Source organism: Protofrankia sp. Cas3 (assembly GCF_963555955.1).
Classification (GTDB): Bacteria; Actinomycetota; Actinomycetes; order Frankiales; family Frankiaceae; genus Protofrankia.
This window is the reverse complement of sequence record NZ_CAUVXP010000123.1, coordinates 1-17315: the sequence shown is the minus strand read 5'-3', so window position 1 is coordinate 17315 and position 17315 is coordinate 1. Positions and strand designations below refer to the sequence as shown.

The 17315-nt window shown below is 68.8% G+C and carries 14 protein-coding genes and 1 pseudogene; 5 read left to right on the top strand and 10 right to left on the bottom strand.

The genetic code is table 11. The features are described 5' to 3' along the window. Together U9983_RS19985 and U9983_RS19980 are read left to right on the top strand one after the other, a co-directional pair. Nucleotides 1–798: hypothetical protein (locus tag U9983_RS19985; RefSeq protein WP_322755502.1), on the top strand; the 798-nt coding region annotated here is incomplete at its 5' end. A 40-nt stretch (nt 799–838) separates the two neighbouring features. Beyond that, nucleotides 839–1666 carry a hypothetical protein gene (locus tag U9983_RS19980; protein ID WP_322755501.1) on the top strand — a complete coding sequence of 276 codons (828 nt, stop codon included), beginning with the start codon at nt 839–841 and terminating at the stop codon, nt 1664–1666. A gap of 118 nt (nt 1667–1784) precedes the next feature. On the opposite strand, the gene U9983_RS19975 is transcribed toward U9983_RS19980, so the two are convergent. Then, nucleotides 1785–2426, bottom strand: a complete 642-nt coding sequence (locus U9983_RS19975; RefSeq protein WP_322755500.1) for a response regulator transcription factor — start codon at nt 2424–2426, stop codon at nt 1785–1787. Nucleotides 2427–2602: 176 nt separating this feature from the next. Next, on the bottom strand, nt 2603–4636 hold the full coding sequence (locus U9983_RS19970; protein WP_322755499.1) for a hypothetical protein: 2034 nt from the start codon (nt 4634–4636) through the stop codon (nt 2603–2605). A 128-nt stretch (nt 4637–4764) separates the two neighbouring features. Here U9983_RS19970 and U9983_RS19965 point away from each other — a divergent pair, with 128 nt between their 5' ends. Next, nucleotides 4765–5673 (top strand): 2-dehydropantoate 2-reductase, encoded by a 909-nt coding sequence (locus tag U9983_RS19965; RefSeq protein WP_322755498.1) that lies wholly within the window; start codon nt 4765–4767, stop codon nt 5671–5673. A gap of 30 nt (nt 5674–5703) precedes the next feature. On the opposite strand, the gene U9983_RS19960 is transcribed toward U9983_RS19965, so the two are convergent. The 3 genes from U9983_RS19960 to U9983_RS19950 form a co-directional block, all read right to left on the bottom strand. Continuing rightward, nucleotides 5704–8217 (bottom strand): G8 domain-containing protein, encoded by a 2514-nt coding sequence (locus U9983_RS19960; protein WP_322755497.1) that lies wholly within the window; start codon nt 8215–8217, stop codon nt 5704–5706. A 210-nt stretch (nt 8218–8427) separates the two neighbouring features. Further along, on the bottom strand, nt 8428–9711 hold the full coding sequence (locus U9983_RS19955; protein ID WP_322755496.1) for an L-2-hydroxyglutarate oxidase: 1284 nt from the start codon (nt 9709–9711) through the stop codon (nt 8428–8430). A gap of 177 nt (nt 9712–9888) precedes the next feature. Then, on the bottom strand, nt 9889–11721 hold the full coding sequence (locus tag U9983_RS19950) for a glycoside hydrolase family 15 protein (protein ID WP_322755495.1): 1833 nt from the start codon (nt 11719–11721) through the stop codon (nt 9889–9891). Nucleotides 11722–11997: 276 nt separating this feature from the next. Here U9983_RS19950 and U9983_RS19945 point away from each other — a divergent pair, with 276 nt between their 5' ends. Then, the gene (locus U9983_RS19945; RefSeq protein ID WP_322750013.1) at nt 11998–12432 is read left to right on the top strand and encodes a hypothetical protein; all 435 of its coding nucleotides are present in this window, start codon (nt 11998–12000) and stop codon (nt 12430–12432) included. Nucleotides 12433–12516: 84 nt separating this feature from the next. Here the strand turns inward: U9983_RS19945 and U9983_RS19940 are convergent, their stop codons facing one another. After that, nucleotides 12517–13902 carry a DUF5925 domain-containing protein gene (locus U9983_RS19940; RefSeq protein WP_416211456.1) on the bottom strand — a complete coding sequence of 462 codons (1386 nt, stop codon included), beginning with the start codon at nt 13900–13902 and terminating at the stop codon, nt 12517–12519. Between the two features lie 14 nt (nt 13903–13916). On the opposite strand from U9983_RS19940, the gene U9983_RS19935 reads away from it, so the two are divergent. After that, nucleotides 13917–14123, top strand: coding sequence for a hypothetical protein (locus U9983_RS19935; RefSeq protein WP_322755494.1), 207 nt, complete (start codon nt 13917–13919; stop codon nt 14121–14123). A gap of 171 nt (nt 14124–14294) precedes the next feature. Here the strand turns inward: U9983_RS19935 and U9983_RS19930 are convergent, their stop codons facing one another. The 4 genes and pseudogenes from U9983_RS19930 to U9983_RS19915 form a co-directional block, all read right to left on the bottom strand. Beyond that, complete coding sequence (locus tag U9983_RS19930; RefSeq protein ID WP_322755493.1) at nt 14295–15113, bottom strand: hypothetical protein; 819 nt, start codon at nt 15111–15113, stop codon at nt 14295–14297. Continuing rightward, nucleotides 15110–15556, bottom strand: coding sequence for a hypothetical protein (locus tag U9983_RS19925; protein ID WP_322755492.1), 447 nt, complete (start codon nt 15554–15556; stop codon nt 15110–15112). The genes U9983_RS19930 and U9983_RS19925 overlap by 4 nt, the downstream gene beginning before the upstream one ends. Beyond that, nucleotides 15553–16020, bottom strand: coding sequence for a hypothetical protein (locus U9983_RS19920; protein ID WP_322755491.1), 468 nt, complete (start codon nt 16018–16020; stop codon nt 15553–15555). The genes U9983_RS19925 and U9983_RS19920 overlap by 4 nt, the downstream gene beginning before the upstream one ends. A 404-nt stretch (nt 16021–16424) precedes the next feature. Then, nucleotides 16425–17315 (bottom strand): annotated as a pseudogene (locus tag U9983_RS19915) (ParB/Srx family N-terminal domain-containing protein); the annotation flags it as partial.

The window sequence follows — 17315 nt, the reverse complement described above, 5'->3', positions numbered from 1 at the left end:
CGTACCGACGAGCCGGCCGATCCCGGCGGCGGCCGACAAGGGCGCCCTCATGGTTCTTTTCGCGCACCCGGGAACCCCAAACACGCCGCTGCCGGGCAAGCCGGCGCACGGGAGTGGGCGACAGCCGAACCGGAATCGAGCCTCGACCCACGGGCCGGCCACCTGCCTGACATGGGATCCCAGGCACCGGGAGGGATATCCGGGCAGGTTCACGCTCGCGAACGTGGCGTTACCCAGGGGCCCGTCGCCCCGCAGAGCGCCCCGCAGAGCGTGGCGCAGGATGCCCCGCTCGAAGGCGCGGTTGCCGAACATGTCCCCGACCTCGAGCGTGGCGGCGTCGGTGCGGGTCGGTCCGCGCAGCCCCAACCTGCAGGGGCCGGGCGGCTTGCCGGTCTCGTCGTCTGCGCCGCTGGTGCGGCTGCCGGGGCTGGCGCGGTGTTGCCGTGGAGCATCCTGAGCAGCGGGGCGGAGACCCGCACGTTTTCGGGCCTGACGGTTGGCGACGGTCGTGTGACAATGGTTGCCGGTGCGCTGCTGATGGTGATCGGTTTCGCGCGCGTGCTCGGGCGCCCAACGGGAGCGGCGGATGGGCTGGTCGTGCGGGTGCTCGCGGCCGGGGTCACGGTGCTGTCCACGATGGACATCGTCGCGGGACCGCCGTCGTTGTCGTCCTTCCGCGGCCTTTCAGCCGATCAGATAAGCGTGGTTCCCGAGTCCGGACTCGTCCTGACCCTGGTCGCCGGGGTGGTCGCGCTTGCCGGGAGCGTGCGGTTGCGGCGCGGGCACCCGGCCCCGTGATAGGCCCAAGGTAGGCAGGTAACCGTACGGGGAGGATGGCGTGTCCGACCAGGATCGCAGTCCATGGGTGCCCCCGCCGGCCGAGCGCTCGGCCGGCGGGGGCACGACCGATGCCGGCCCCCGATCGCGACCGACCGGTGCGGACGTCGGACCCGACCAGCAGTGGCGAGCGGAGCGGCGCGCGGCAATGGCCCGCACGGCTGATCCGCGTTGGGCCCGGTCGTACGACGGCGCTACGCCACCGCAGGGCCCTGCCGGCCCGCAAGGCCCCGCCGGCGGCCCGCAGGGCCCTGCCGGCACAGATGCCGTGGACGAGGTGGCTGGCGGCCGGGAACGTCACCTGTGGGGCGCGCCGCTCGCGATTCACCTGCAGGAAGCCGGCGGCGCCACGAGGATGGCCGCGAGCCCCCGGCTGGGGTTGAGCCGGACGGTCGGCGGGCTGCTGGTGCTCGCAGCCGGGGTCCTCAGCGCCGTCGGTGCGGTCATGACATGGGCGACCGTCAGCGCCTTCGGGTTGGCGTCGATTCCGGTCAGGGGCACCGACGCCGACCAGTACGGCGGGACGACGCTGGTGCTCGGTGTCCTGTCCGCCGTCCTGGGCGCGGTGCTGATCGGCCGTGCCCGGACCGGCTGGGAATGGATCATCTCCGCGGTCGCCGGCACGATGATCGTTCTGATGGCGATCGTCGACATGCTCCAGCTCCTGCGTGGCTCCCGACCCGATGGGATCGCCCTGGGTATCTCGGTCGACATCGGGCCGGGTCTGTGGGTCACGCTCCTCGGCGGCTGTGCTGTCGTCGGTGGCTCGCTGTTCGCCCGGTTCGGAACGCGCCGTGCCCGTCCCCCATTTGGGGGTCCTGCGTCCTGAGCTGTGGGGTCATGACACCACCTGCGGTCGGGGCCAGGCTGTGTGATGGTCGCCGAGCGACCCCGATCGGCGCGTTTCCACCCTGAAGCGGGGGGCAGGGTGGGGACGCCGCCTAGCGTCATCCGGCGTGGTCGGGCCGCAGATAGCCGTCTTCCACCGCCCGGCGGTACAGGTCGATCTTGGTTGTCGCGTCCCGGCCGACCTTGCGGTATTTCATCCTGACCCGTTCGATGTACTGCTTGGCGGTCTCGGTGCCCACGTTCATGCGTTTGCTGACCAACTTCATGGGCATTCCGCCCGCATACAGCCGCAGCGCCTCGCGTTCCTGTGCGGACAGCGTCGGGCGATCGGGCGCGTCGTCGGTCAACAGGACGAAGGCGAGCTGGGGCGACACCCAGCCGCAGCCGGCCGCCGCAGCCCGGATGGCCGTCGCCAGGTCGTCGACGGTCTCGGTCTTGGGTACGAAGCCGTAGGCCCCGGCGCGGATGGCTTCGCGGACCGCGGTCGGTGTGGCCGTCGCGCTGAAGACGACCACGGCGGGGCCGGTGTCGGCCAGACATCGGATGTTGTCCGGCGCGGTGCTGCCATCGCCGAGGTCGAGATCGAGCAGGACGACGTCGGCGTGGCGTCCTGGGCCCACGAGGAGCTCCGCCATGCTGGCGGCTTTGGCCACGAGTCTGCAGTCGGGCGTCGCCGCGAGTAACCCCTCGAGTCCGTGCAGGACGATGGGGTGATCATCGACGGCCGCGACAGTGATCATCCGACCTGCGGCGTAAGGGCACGGGCCACCGGGCCCGGCAGCGCCCACCACTTCACCCTCTCAAGCATGTGTGTCCCTTCTGAGTGGATCAGTGATCGGTCGTGATCGGGCGGCGGGTTGGTTCCGGGAGGGATCGATCGTCGCTTTCCATGTCGGCGCAGCGTCGGCGGATGTCGTCATCGGCTCCATCGCAGCTCCAGGGAACCGCGGCCGTCCACCATGTCCGCGAGCGCGTCAAGGTGACCGTCCAGTTGGCCGTCAAGATGGCAGCCCGGGTCGATGATCGGAATGGCCTGCGCGGCCTGCGCGGGAGCGGGGAAGGACACGAACACCTGTGCCTCGTCGGTCCCACCGAGCACGGTGAGCAGAACTCGACCTGTGGCGACCGATGCGAGGGACTCGTCGACTATTCGGGCAATCGCGCTGCGCGCCTGCGCTGGAACGTCACGCAGGTCTCCGGCCAGCTGCGTCTCGACCCGCAGGCCTCGGCGCTCGGCGGAGACGATCACATGTTCGAGGTCCGTGGCGGTCGTTCCGGCCAGCATCCGGCGCAGCGTCGCAGCCTGGGCGGCACAGCGGCTGCGCACGGCCTCGTCGGCCGGGTCGAGCAGGCCGTCGGCGATCGCCCGTACCAGCGGCAGCGTGCGGGTCGCGAGTATGTCCCACCGGCGGGCGCGGTCGGCCCGGACCGCTGCGGCGGCGACCTCCAGCGCGCTGCGGTCGGCCTCGGTCGCCACGGTCCGCGCAACGGTCGGGCCGGCTGCGGCCATGGCGCGGCGGATCACCGTGACCGCCAGCGCCGGCACCCACAGACCCCAGGTCACCGCGACCAGCCGCGCCAGTGCAAGCGGCACCGGGCCGACCTCGCGCAGGGCGAGCACGGTGGCCAGAACCGTCACCGTGGTGGCGCCGAGGAGGGCCTCGCGGGTCGGGCGGTTCACCGCCGTCGCAACCAGTAGCCAACCGGCGCCGAGCAGTGCCCAGTTGGCGAAACCGACCACGTTGTACCCACGGCAGGTCAGGCCGACCAGAAGCTCCGCGAGCGCCGCAGCGCCCAGCAGGCCGGCGGACTCCCGTCCCCGCAGACCTCGCCTGATCATGGCGGGGACGGTGCGGACGGCGAGAGCGGCCAGCCCGAGCCACACCACCAGCGAGACCAGCGGCCAGCGGTAGGTCTGCGCCATGGTGACGGCGGGCAGCGCCATCGCCGCGTGCCAGCAGACGATGAAGACGGCGACGCCGCGGGCCAGCCCGGTCTCGTGGCCGGTGCGGATGAGCCGGCCGCTGTCGTGGGCCAGCGCCGCCCGCGCCGCCGCTGCCGCCGCTGCCGCTGCCGCCGCTGCCGGCGTGCCGTCCCGGGACGCCCCCCGGGCGAGGAATGTCTCCAGGACGGCGAGGTCATCCGCGCAGCGGTTGCGGATGTCGGCCGTGGGTACCGGCGCCGGCGCCGGCACCGTAGGCGTAGGCGTAGGCGTAGGCGTGACCGGATCAAGGGGTTGCGCGCCGTTCATCGCGATTCCGGTGAGGGTGTTGACGAGCGTGTCGTGAACGATGCGTTCCTGTTCCCGGCGGTCCTGCGTCCGGGATTGGGTGATCGTGGCGATCCGGTACCGGCGTACCGCCGCGACGAGGTCGATGTCGGCGTCGGCCGCGTGAGCGCGGCATGTGCGCACGGCAAGCGCCCAGACTGTCGTGATGACCGCGAGCAGCACCACGGAGCGCACCGGCACGCCGGGGGCCGGACCCGACGGCCCTACCATGGCCGCACCGGCCCAGTAGGCTGCCGCGACGCTCGCGACGGCTGGCACGGCGGCCCGCACCGGCAGGCACCACGCCGCCGTCACGGTGACCCCGCCCACGGTGACGTAGACCCAGTTGGAGGCGTCTCCGACGGTCGCGGGTGGGACCAGCAGCGCGCCGAAGCAGGCCAGCGGTCCGGCGAACGCGAGCTCAAGGGAGCTGATGCGTGGGTCGAGGCCGTTGCGGGCGAGGAGGACCGCGACGATCACAGTCCAGCCGGCGGCCGCGAGCGGACCGGCGAGCGTCCACGGGTGTGCCCAGGTCCACGACCACCAGATCGCGACCTGCGCGAGGCTCAGCACGCCGGTCAGGACACGGAACAGGACGGCCGCACGGGCCATGACCACGCCGTGTGAGGCAACGGCGAAGCCCTTGCGATCAGGCGGCGGTGCGTCAGGTGGCATGGTCACGCCGTCCTCGGCCGGTCAGGTGCATCGACAACGCCTGCTATTTCAGCAGATGGAAACGTCGGTGTATGACGCCACCGGCCCAACCGGTTCGCTCGCGTCGGGCTCGGGCGCGCTGCAACACTGCACTGATGGCGGGACGGCTGGCTGTCGTCGGCGTGGGTGCGGTCGGCGGGTTCTTCGCCGCCCGAGCGGCGGTCGCAGGGGCCGACGTGCAGCTCTGCGCGCGTCGACGGTTCGACGAGCTGGTGGTCCGGGGCCCGGACGGGGTGTTCCGCGCCGAACTGCCAGTCTGGACCAGACCCGAGCAGGCCGACCCGGTCGACTGGGTGCTGCTGGCGACGAAGGTCCATCAGAATGCGGCGGCGCTCGCGTGGTTGAGGCATCTGGTCGGTCCGGACACCATCGTCGTGGTGGCCCAGAACGGCGTCCGCCACGCCGAGCGGGTCGCGGCGGTGGTCCCCGCGGACCGGGTGCTCCCCACGGTCGTCTACATCAACGCCGAGCCGGTCGCGCCCGGCGTGGTCGAACACCACAATTACGGGTTCCTGCACGTTCCGGCGGGTGCTCTCGCCGACCGTTTCGCCGAGGTCCTGCCCGGTGCCGGGCTGCTGCGACCGGTGGACGACTTCGCCGTCACAGCCTGGACGAAACTGACCGCCAACACCGCGGCGAACTCGCTGACCGCGCTGACCGGCCGGCGCCTGGAGGTGTTGCGTCGAGCGGATGTGGGCCGGCTCGCGGTGAGCATCATGCGCGAAGCGGTCGCCGTCGCCCACGCCGACGGTGCGGCCGTTCCCGCCGACCTGGCGGAGGTGACCATCGACCGGCTGCGCAATCAGCCCGCCGGGTCGGGTACGTCGATGCTCTACGACCGGTTGGCGGGCCGTCCCCTGGAACATGAGGCCCTGATCGGCGCGGTGGTTCGGATCGGCGCCGAACACGGTGTCCCCACCGCGGTGTGTGCGCACATTCTTCCCCTGCTGGCCGCGATCAGCGACGCCCCGTCGCCGTTGCCGGTCGCGCGCACGGATTCATGACGCGCGCGACCGGCGGGCTGCCTCGTGGAGTTACCCGATGGTCCAGTACTGGTCCGCGTTGGCCAGACTGCGCAGGTCGCCGCCGTTACCGAAGGCCACGCTCGTCCCGCCGACCTGGATACGCAGATAGAGGTTTCCACCGGAGACGAAGTACTGACCGTCCTGGCCGATGCCGGCGACGCTCGAGGCCATCTTCACCGCAACGTCCTGCCCCCAGAACTTGAAGCTGGCCTTGGGCGCGGACGTGCCCGACCAGGGGATGACCAGGTCGACAAAGCCGGGATCGGTGCCGTGGATGTCGAAGTCGAGCGAACTGAGCGCTCCGCCGGACGGAGGAGCCAGCTGGTATCGCTGGCCTTCGACCACCCCGACGGTGCCGCTGTAGGCGGTGACGCCGTCGGCGCGCTTCCACGTCCAGTGATCTTCGACCAGGCCGAAGCGCAGGCGCATGAAGCCGCGGTTGAGCGGGCTCCAGGTACCGAAGTCCGCGCCCTGGAAGTAGTCCAGACCGACCCGGCTGTAGATGGTCTTGTCTGTCGGCGCCCGCAGCAGAGCGGAGTTGTTGTCGATGATTGCCGGCACGCCGTCACCCTTGACCGAGCCGTCGAGGTCGGCGAACCAGTGTGCGTGACCGGCCTCCGCGGCTTCGAAGTACGGGCTGTTGCTGGCGAACAGGGTGCGGTAGCCGTCACCGAAGAACTTCAGGCTCTTCACCCGGTTGGTGGCGTCCCACGTGCTTGCGCCGATGTCGCTGATGGCCGCAAGCCCGGGATCCGATCCGGCGCCCTGCTTGAAGTTGGCGAGCCATGTTCCGTTCGTGTCGCACTGGCCGTGGTAGAAGCGGATCAGCGCCTGGATGTGCCCGGTTTCACTGCCGCTGTTGGCGGTGTTGTTGCCGATGAGCAGACCGTTGTTGACGGCGGTGTCCTGGCAGTTGAGGGCAATGCTGTTGTTCGCGGCGGTGGGATTGTTGGTCGTGAGCGCGCCGTCGATCCACAGACCGAAGCCCTCGTTTTTCCACACGTTCGGATTGATCATTGTGCCACGCTTGGCATAGTCGCCGTTGTAGGCTTCCACGCTGATTCCCGAACCTGGCACGCCCTCCGCCGGGAAATCGGAGGGGTGGATGGTGTGTGAGTGGGCAGTGCTGTTCTGATTGAGACCGAACGGCTTGTCGACCGCGTCGTGGATCGCGTCGTCGCTGGCGTTTCCGGCGTCGACCGCGTTCATGTCGAAGTCGTACCAGATGCCCACGCCGTCACCACCGGCGGCGGAGTTGCCGCTCAGCGTGTTGTTCGGATCGGTGATCCAGAATTCCGACGGGATCTGGTCGGACGCGCGTAGCGGTTTGCTACCCGCCGGGACCTGCCGGACGCCCATCACCAGGTTGTTGCTGAGGACGTTGCCCTCCTCGACGCGGTCTTCGAGGAAGAAACCGGCACCGTAGGTCTCGTCGGCCACCACCCCGTTGACATGCACGTTGTTGGTCCGGTGGATGGTGACCATGCGGTTGAAGCTGTCGATGATGCTGATGCTGTCCACCAGCGACGCGCTCTGGTCGCCGGCCCAGTGCCAGTGGATCGGGTAGCGGGCCAGCACCCCGAGCTGACCCATGTGGATGAGTTCGGTGTTCGACATGCGCAGCGCGCCACCGGACATGATCATGACGTGGCCGCCGAACTTCGTCGTCGCCGCGTCATCGGGGCCGGTGATCACGATGTTGTGCGACAGCAGGCCGACTTCGGCCCGCTCCTCGACCGAGCGGGTCTGCCCGCCGGAGGTCTGCGTGGTGACGATCGACGCGTGCTTGTGGATCAGCGGCTTGCTGATCGTGACCGTCCTGCCGTCCGCTGAAACCCCGGAAACCGTGACGCGTTCCTTGTGGTTCACGTCGAGGTCGGAGGATGCGACGACGATGAGATCACCGGCACGCCACGACACGGGGTCGATGAGCGCGAGGGTCGTGGCGCCGGCGTTGGCCGTCTGGGACAGCTTTGTCCAGGTCTGCCCGGAATCCCGACCGTGGATCTCGATGCGGCCACCCATCGAGCCCAGGACGTTCGCGCCCATACCCATGGTGTTGTCGGTCGAGCGGCCGTCGAGGATGAGCCTGATGGCGCTGGTGAGCGGGGCCTTCTCGCTACCCATCCAGAACCGCCCGTGCACCATGACGTAGGCCGTGCGCAGGGTCGTCGGCCGGTCCGCGAACGCGAGGTCGCCGCTGACCACCAAGCCCCCCAGCTTGGGCAGGTCGACATCGACGAGTATCTGTTTGCCGGCCGCGACGGTGACGACGTCACCCGCGGCGGGGACCTTGCCGCCCCACGTCGCGGGATTGCTCCACTTCGCGAACGTGGCGAAGTCGGGCGCGGTGACCCCGGGTTGAGCCGGCGGCACGGGCGTTGTCGGGACGCCCGGGGCCGGTGTCGCGGGCGCGCCGGTGGCCTCCGGGCTGCGGCTGCCGGTCGGGGTTGTCGGGGTCGTCGGGTCCTGACACGCCGCGAGCGTGGACAACAGGCCGACGACGGCGATGCCGGCCGCCATCGTCGTTCGGCGCCGGTGCAATCGTCGGCGTCTGCCACGAACAGGGAACATCTGGCTCCATCACCACTTTACATTCGGTAACCGGTCGACGTCCTGGCTGCCCCCCCGATCACGTAACGTGACCAGGAATGTCATGATAGACCAATGGCTCATAGGCGCCGTTTTAGGGTCAGGTCGTGGTTGCGCCGTCACGCCTGCGTGGCTCCGCGTTCACGCGGCCGGTTCCGCGACGACCTTACTGACGATGTGCTCGGCGATGGCCAAAGACGCGGTTGCGCCCGGTGATGGCGCGTTGCGGACGTGCACAATCCGTCCACGGATCGACAACACGAAGTCGTCCACCAGGCTGCCGTCCCGGGCGACCGCCTGCGCGCGTACGCCGGCCGGCCCCCGCACGACGTCAGCGGCCTGTAGCTGCGGGACGTACCGGCGGGCCTGCGCGACGAACGCGCGCCGGCTGGCCGTCCGCAGGATCTCACGTGCTCCGGTCTTCCAGTGCGTGCGGGCCATCTTGTGGAAGCCAGGCCAGGCAAGCGTCGCGCGCAGGTCCGATCCCGCGACGGTCAGGGCCGTGTATCCTTCCCTGGCAGTCGCCAGAACCGCGTTCGGGCCGACCAGGATCTCGCCGTCCACCCGTTTGGTCAGATGGATGCCGAGAAACGGGTACCGCGGGTCCGGTACCGGATAGATCAGTCCTCGCACCAGCCCCCGACGCTCCGGCCGTAGCAGCCAGTAGTCGCCACGAAATGGGATGATCTGCGGTGAGGGATCTTCCCCGGTGAACGCCGCGACCTGGTCGGACTGCAGCCCCGCGCAGGCGATGAGAAGGTCGAACGGCCCAGCCGTCTCGGTCACCTCCGTGACCGTGCCGCCGGCCTTCAACGTGGTCGCGTGGCTGCCGTTGGGGGTCACCCGGGCCGTTCCCCGGATCCGCAGACCCAGCCGAACGCCGTCGCCGCGTTCCTCGACCGACACGACCTCGGCACCTGTACGGACCGACCCGCCCGCGTCCAGGATGTCGTCCCGCAGCGCCCGGGCCACGGCCGGGTAGTCCACGATCGCGGTCGTGGGGGAGTACAGCGCGGCCACCCCACGGGCATGCGGTTCGTAGCGGCGCAGGCCGGCCGGGTCCAGCATGGTCGTGTCCGGGACGCCGTTGGCGTGGGCGCGGTCGGCGATGTCGGCGAGCCTGCCCAGCTCGCTGGTGTCAACCGCTACGACGATCTTCCCGCACTCGTCGTAGCGGATGCGGTGGGCGGCGCAGTACTCCTTGAGCAGCGCGACACCGCGTCGGCACAGTGTCGCCTTCAGCGAGCCGGGCTGGTAGTAGAGCCCGGCGTGGACCACCCCGCTGTTGTGCCCGGTCTGATGCCGGGCGACGTCGTGTTCCTTCTCGAAGACCGTGACGGTGGCGCCCGGATCGATCTGTCCGATCCGTCGGGCCACCGCCAAGCCCACGATCCCACCGCCGATGACCGCGACCCGACCCGCCACGTGTCCTGCCCCCTCTGGTTGTTTGCCACCATTGGTGTGGCCTGCCCCCAGTATCAGGGGACGTGGGCGGGCGGGCGGTCGGTCTCGTCCCTGCGTGGATCCCCTCGAACGCCGTTGGGTAGCGGCCTTCTACCCGAACAGCCCTCTACCCGACGAACCTCCTACCCGACGAACCTCCTACCCGAAGAAGTGGCCGGGTGGGTAGGCCCGGTCGGTTCGGGAGCGCGGCATGCCCCGGAGCGCATCGGTCAGCGTCCGCGCGGTGTTGACCAGCGGCACATGACTGAACGCCTGCGGGAAGTTGCCGACCATGCGCCCCAGCCGCGGGTCGTACTCTTCCGCCAGCAGCCCCACGTCGTTACGCAGGGCCAGCAGCCGTTCGAACAGCTCCTGGGCCTCGCGCACCCGCCCCGACAGCGCGTAGTTGTCGGCGAGCCAGAAGGTGCAGGCCAGGAAGGCGCCCTCACCAGCGGGCAGCCCGTCCACGGCACCGTCCTCGGCGGTCGGGTAGCGCAGTACGAAGCCGTCCTGCATGAGCTCACGTTCGATGGCGCTCACCGTGCCGACGACCCGCGGATCCGTCGCGGGCAGGAAGCCGACCAGCGGCATGTACAGCAGGGCGGCGTCCAGCTCGGTGGAGCCGTAGAACTGCGTGAAGGTGTTGCGGTCGGGGTCGAAGCCCCGGATGCAGACCTCGTTGTGGATCTCGGCTCGCAGCGCCGTCCAGCGGTCCAACGGGCCGGGCAGGCCCGACTCGGTGATGCCCTTGATCGCCCGGTCGGCCGCCACCCAGGCCATGACCTTGGAGTGGACGAAGTCCCGCCGCGGCCCTCGGACCTCCCAGATGCCCTCGTCAGGCTTACGCCATCCGGTCTCCAGGAAGTCCATCAGCTTGGACTGCAGGGCCCAGGAGTCGTCGCGGCCGTCCACCTCGGTCGCCATCCGGGCCACATGCAGCGCGTCCAGTACCTCGCCGTAGACGTCGAGCTGGAACTGTTCGACGGCGCCGTTGCCGACCCGTACGGGCGACGAACCCTCGTAGCCGGGCAGCCACGGCACTTCGTACTCGGTGAGCCGGCGTTCACCGCCGACCCCGTACATGATCTGGACCTGGGAGGGGTCACCGGCCACCGCGCGCAGCAGCCATTCCCGCCACGCGGTGGCCTCGCTGGTGAAGCCGGCATCGAGCAGAGCGAGCAGGGTGATGGTGGCGTCGCGCAACCAGCAGTAGCGGTAGTCCCAGTTGCGGACGCCACCGATCATCTCCGGCAGGGATGTGGTGACCGCCGCGACGATGCCGCCGGTGGGGGCGTACGTCAGCGCCTTGAGGGTGATCAGGGACCGCCGGACGGCCTCCTGCCACTGTCCGTCGTAGGTGCAGCCGGCCATCCACTCCGCCCACCACGACTCGGTGAGATCGATCGCCCGGCGGACGTCGATCTGGGTGGGCGCGCGACGGTGTGAGGGACACCAGGTCAGGGAGAACGGCACGGACTGGCCGGCGGACACCGCGAACTCCGCGAAGGTGGCCATGTCGTGGCCCTCCATCGGCGCGGTTGTACGCAACGTCACCGCGTCCGGCCCGGCGACCGCGATCATCGTGTGATCGTCCAGCCGTCGCACCCAGGGGACGATCGAGCCGTAGTCGAACCGGATGCGGGTCTCGCTGCGCATCCGCACGGTGCCTTCGACGCCCTCGACCAGCCTCAGCACGATGTGCTCGCCCGAGCGCGGGTACATGGCGTCGACGATGCGCACGGTTCCGTTCGCCGTGGTCATGTCGGTTTCCAGGACGAGGGTGTCACCCCGGTAGCGGCGGCTCACCGCGAGCACGGGATCGACCGGCGCGATCTTCCAGTGGCCGGAGTCGTTGTCGCCGAGCAGGGCGGCGAAACAGGCGGTCGAGTCGAACCGCGGTAGGCACAGCCAGTCAATCGAACCGTCCCTGGAGACCAGCGCGGCCGAATGTGTGTCGCCTATCACCGCGTAGTCCTCGATACGGGAGGGCACGGTCTCTCCGGGGTTTCTTGGGGCCTGCGGCGACGCGAGGAGACGGACTCCACGGATCGCTTCGCGATCCGCTGGCCCCCCATGATCACGTCGTCCCTGGCCGGTGTGGACAGGTCGGGTGTGATGAACATCCCTCGCGTTCGCGCGGGCAAGACCGCTTACCTTAAGGCCTCGCCGCAACAGCTAGGTTGGGGGCACGCCGTACTGGTGGTGGCCCGGTCAGACGGCGCTGTGAGGCCGCTCTGTGAGATCTCGTCCGAGGGAAGGTTCCCGACCGTGAGCGACGTTGCGGACACCGCCCCACCGGCACGGGTCCGACGCCCGCCCGAGTCGGTGACGGCGGGGCTGCGCCGGACCCTCACCGATCGACGCCACCGGCGCTGGGTGGTGCTCGGCGGGTTGGCGTTCGCCGCTCTGACCGCCTTCGGCGTGTATGTCGCGGTCGCCGGACCGTCACCTCGGATCGAGGCCGTGGTCTATTTCACGGCCACCGCCACGGACGCGCAGAAGGAGGCGGTCCGCGCTGCGTGCCCCACCGCCGGCCAGGCCGTCCAGGAGGTACGTGATCACAACACTACCGAGGCCAGCCGCGTGTATCCGCTGCGTTACGACATCACGTTCGCCTCCCCGGCGGACAAGGCCATGATCTACCGGTGCGTGCACGCACAGTCGAATGTGATCGGCATCAGCGAGTTCAGGGCCGGGGAGTGACCCGCCGGGCCGCTTCCTTGCAACCCGCCTGACCGCCGGCCGGCCCGGCCCTGCGACTACCGATGGGACTACCGATAGGGGCCCTTACAGGTAGGGGCCGGAATGGGCGTCCGGCTTGGTGGTCTGTACCAGGGCGCGGCCGTCGCGGAGCGCGAACAGTTCCGCCAACGTCATGGTCGGCCCGACGCCCTGGGTGGTGCCGAGCCAGGCGGTGGCCTCGTCGTAGGACAGCGGTCCCACCTCGACCTGAGCCAGGCACCTCCCCGGGCGCACGATCGCCGGGTGCAGCTGAGTAAGATCATCGTTGGTGGTCAGTGCGACCAGGACGTCGCGACCCTGCCCGACCAGGCCGTCAGTCAGGTTGAGCAGCCGCGACAACGCCTGGCCCGAGGAGCCTCTGAGGTCACCGCGGACCAGTTCGTCGCAGTCCTCTATCACCAGCAGCCGCCATCGTCGGCGGGTCTCGCGCACCTCGCGCGTTTTGCCGGCCTGCGCCGTGCCACGGTCACCGGCACCGCTTGCGCCGTTTGCGTGATCATGAATGCGTCGACCGGGACCGTCCGCGTCATCGCCACCGTCATCCTGGACGCCGTCATCCCGGTCGTCATGGTCCCGGTCGCCGTCCTGGTCGCCGTGGTCCTGGTCGCCATGGTCCTGGTCGCCGTGGTCCTGGTCGCTGTGGTTCGGGTCATTGTCCTCGGTCTCATCCTCGCCGTCGTCGTCGAAGCCGATCGCAACTTCCATCAGGTAGCCGGGATCGGCGAACAGCGACTCCGGGTCCAGAACGCAGTCAACCTGGCACCAGCGCCGCCACTCGTGGGCCAACGCCCGCAGCACGGTGGTCTTTCCGGTGCCGGCCGGTCCGTGCAGAAGGATCAGTCGGCCGACCAGCGTTTCGTGACTCACGGTCATGAGCCTGTCGAGTGCGCCGACCGCGCTGCTGGCGTAGTTGCGGCGGATCGACGCCCATGATGTCGTGGCCGCCTCGCGGGCGGTACGGGTCGGACCGCGTCGCGCGGACATGTACCAGAAGCCCATCGTGACAGCGCTGTCGGCTTCCGATTCGGCGACCGCCTCACGCACCACCCCGTCGAGGACGGTGCGTGCCAGTTCCTCGCTGACCGCCGTCACGGTCACCTCGCCGCCGCCCCCGCGCCACCGCACAGCACGCAACGTCCAACCCTCACCTGCGGCAAGGCGTGAGTCACGTGAGTCCTCCACGACCGTGCGTAGCACCTGCGCGCCGGCGGGTAGCAATGATGCACCCGACCGCAGGCGGTCGATCCGGGCGCTGTGCGCCCATGGTTGCTCACCTGTGGTGAACGGAGCCAGCGCGAGGGCGTCGACTACGTCGTACGGCGTATCCGAGTCGTCAAGGCCGACCACAAACGGAAGTCCGGTGCTGCGATCCAGGGACTTCGTGGCAGGCCAAGATCCAGGCTGCGGCACCTTCTGCGGAGGGACGGGCACACCACCGATAGTCGATGACCAGCCTCGCCGACACCACCGACTTTCGGTATTCGCTGTCCTGGGAGTCGCCGAGGCGACTCGCCTGGTGCCCTCGGGCCGCACCGTCCCAACCCGCCGCACCGTCCCAACCCGCCGCACCGTCCCAACCCGCCGCCCCGGCCGAGGTCTCCGTCCGCGGATCGTGGGTGCGTCGGTTGGCGGGTGTGTTCCGCGGGCTGTGACCGGGTTGATTCGTCGCACGCTGACGATCTTTCGAGGTTTGTACGCCGAAAATGGCCTTGTTGATCGCACAAAGCTCGAAAGATCGTTTCTGGTGGCTGGATTCGGTAGCCGTGTCCGCTGCCTGCACAGTGGGTCGACATCCTGCGGCATCCGCAGGATGTATCGCTCATTCACGGACGTGCGAGGATACGTGCGCCTCCGATTCCTTCCCCGTCGGGCGGTAGGAGACCGAGCTGGGTGCTCACCTCCGTCCGAAAGCGCATCCCGGGTAGCCAGAAGTGATCTGCGATGGCAAAATGTTCGCCAAGCGGGAACGATCCGCCCGGGTCCTGGTCCACGAGCAGCGCGCGTGCGCGTCCCAGAATTGCTACCGCGTCCTCCTCGACATGAAATCCGATCTCGGGAATGTCCTCCGGCCACATGGCGTCGAGGATCTGTTCGCCGAATGCGCAGGATGCCCCCCACCAGCTGTCCCAGCCGGGCAGGCTCTTTCCGAAGTAGACGGCGTACTGGTCGGCCCAGCGGCCTTGGAGGCCCATCGCATATGCGGACGAACCAATCTGCCGGGTCACGTTCAGGTCGGCGACGGCCGCGAAACCGAGAACCTGCCATCGGCGGACCGGTCTGGTCGACAGCCAGCCCACGCACGGGGTCATTATTTCCCACTCGTCGGGCGAAAAATCTGCGACCTCCGCGTTTGGACGCGGAACCAGCACGGTGGTGGTTACTTCCGCCACGTCAAACCACAGGTCGCCGCCGTTGGCTTCGGTCGGTGGTCTGGCGCCGATCCAGCATGCCCGGCCCTGCCATGCGCCCGACGCCGGCGATGTCGTCACCCACTGCTCGCCCGCGTCGAGATAGGTCCGTAGTAGCGCGGCCTCGGCCGGCTCACCGTTACCAAGGAGCTCATCCACCAGCCGGCGCGTCGGCGACCCGGCTGCCCACATGCGCAGATGATCTGCGTATGCCATGTCCAGTGTTCCGGTCATCCTCGGCCTTCTCCACGGTCCAGGGCCATCGTCCACATGAAGGGCACCGGGCCACCGTCGGGAATCTCCACCTGACCTGCGGCACGAAACAACGCAGCCTCACCGTATGTCTCCGCACGCCGCCCCCGACGGAACAGCACCCGTCCGGTGGATCCGCCGATGACGTATGACCCGTCCGGCAGTTTACGGACCGGGCGGGTGAGGACGAAGTCCTTGGCCAGCAGCAGCGGGAACGGTTCGTCGGGATGGTGGGTCAGCGTGGGGATTTCCTGGATGCCGGCTTCGATCGCTGCGGCGAGGAGGACGTTCTGCAAGGTGACTTTCGTGCCGTCGGGAAGCCCGACCGCATGAAGCGGTTCGCCTTTCCAGCCGTGTTTCTTCAGCTGCGCCGCGACCGCCCAGACGGAAGAGCGCCGGAAGTAGGAGTCGGTCACCGAGATCATCTGCTCCACATCGAAGCCATCGGCCGACGATCAATAACCATGTCCGGGTCGTGATCGGGCGGGTTTGTTACCCCGAACTGGGCGGATACCGCCGTCCGGAAGCGGACACCCGGAGCAGGGGAAGGCTCGTCGAGGTAGGGGTTGTCCGCTTCCGGAGCTCCCCTGCGCAAGCCGGCCATGGCTTCAGCGCGTCCAACAATTACCCATGAACCCGAGTTCTCCTCGCCGCCGTGCTCCGGTGCATCCTCGTTCCACAGATTGGCAAGCTCGTCGGTTGAGAAGGCTTCGTGGGCAGACTCCCAGAAGTGCGAGTCGCAGGTTGCCTTGCCGAAAAAGATGGTGATGTCCCAGGCCAGCGCAGGAGGTATTCCTGATACAGGGGCAATCGGCGAGCTGGTTTCCGTGTCGGTTCGTAGATCGCGACCGGTCAGGAGTGAGTAACCGACTGCCTGCCAGACCGCCATCTGCCGGATGGCGATCCACCCGGCAAACGGCGTCTGTCGCGCCAGAAAGCGCGGGGGAAGCGCCGCAAGCTCCGCGAGATCCGCCGGCGGTCGAGGGATTATTATCATGAGGGATATTTCGACCGGATCGAACCACAGGTCACCCGCTGAGACCTGGTTCAGATCCGGCGGATACCAGCCCAGCCAGCACCGCCGGCCACGCCAGAGGCCAGCCGACTCAGGCGTAGGTACCCACTCTCCCCGGCTACCGCGGTGGGCCTGCATGAGGTCACGCTCAAGGTTCAGTCCGTTCGCGTTCAGAGCGGCAATCATGTTATCTGCCGCGTTCTTGCTCGTCAGGTCCCGAAGGTAGCGGGCAAAACATTCAGCGAGGGTGGGGACAGGCGAGGTTTTCGAATGAATTTTCATCTCTTGTTCCGTATCCTCGGCGGCTCCAGGCGGCCCAGGAGCGGAAACGGAGAGCCGTCCGGATTGTTCGGCTGGCGGGCGGTCCGGAACAGGGCTGCCTCGCCCCATGTCTGCGGATCGTCGTTTCTTCTATGCAGAATCGCACCTTCGGTGCCGCCGCGGACCAGTGTTCCGTCTGAAAGCTGGCGGATTTCATGATTTAGGAGAAAGGACGGCGATTTTCCTCGCTCGTAGGGGAAGGGTTCGTCGGGGTGGTGGCGGACGGTCGGTATCTCCTTCAGGCCCGCCTCGCGTGCGGCCAGGAGGCGACGGTTGTCGATACTCAGCAGTGAGCCGTCGGGGAGCTCGACGATATCGATGGGGTCGCCGTTCCAGCCGCCGGTTCGCATACTCTCCACCAAGTCAGGGAATTTCATTCCGTCTCGTGTTTTTGAGCTGACGTTCTCCTGGCTGAACCGTATGGTATGCGGATTCTCCAGGCTGTGGACCGGTGGGGTCCATCCGCGGGCGACGTCGCGTGCCGCGCGGGCTTCTGAGCCGAGGATACGCCCGGTCATCCGGCCGGGTAGTTCGCCGCCGCCGGCCATCGCCATCGCGGGCGATGGGAACAGGTCGGGGATGCCCTGGAGAATCGTGGTGGTGTAGGCGCGGGCTCCGCGCAGGTTTGTGGTGATGGTGCCCAGGTGGGTGCGGGTGGCGGTGAGGGCGTGGCGGGTGAGGGCGGTGGCGGTGTGGAGGGCGGTGGTGAGGGCGTGGCCGTCGCGGATGGCTTGGCTGGTGCCGCGTAGGCCGCGGGCGAGGCCGGCGGTGGTGGTGAGGCCTTTGGTGGCGGGGATGCAGTCGAGGAGGGCGAGGCCGACGTCCCAGCCGGAGGCGTCGCCGTGGGC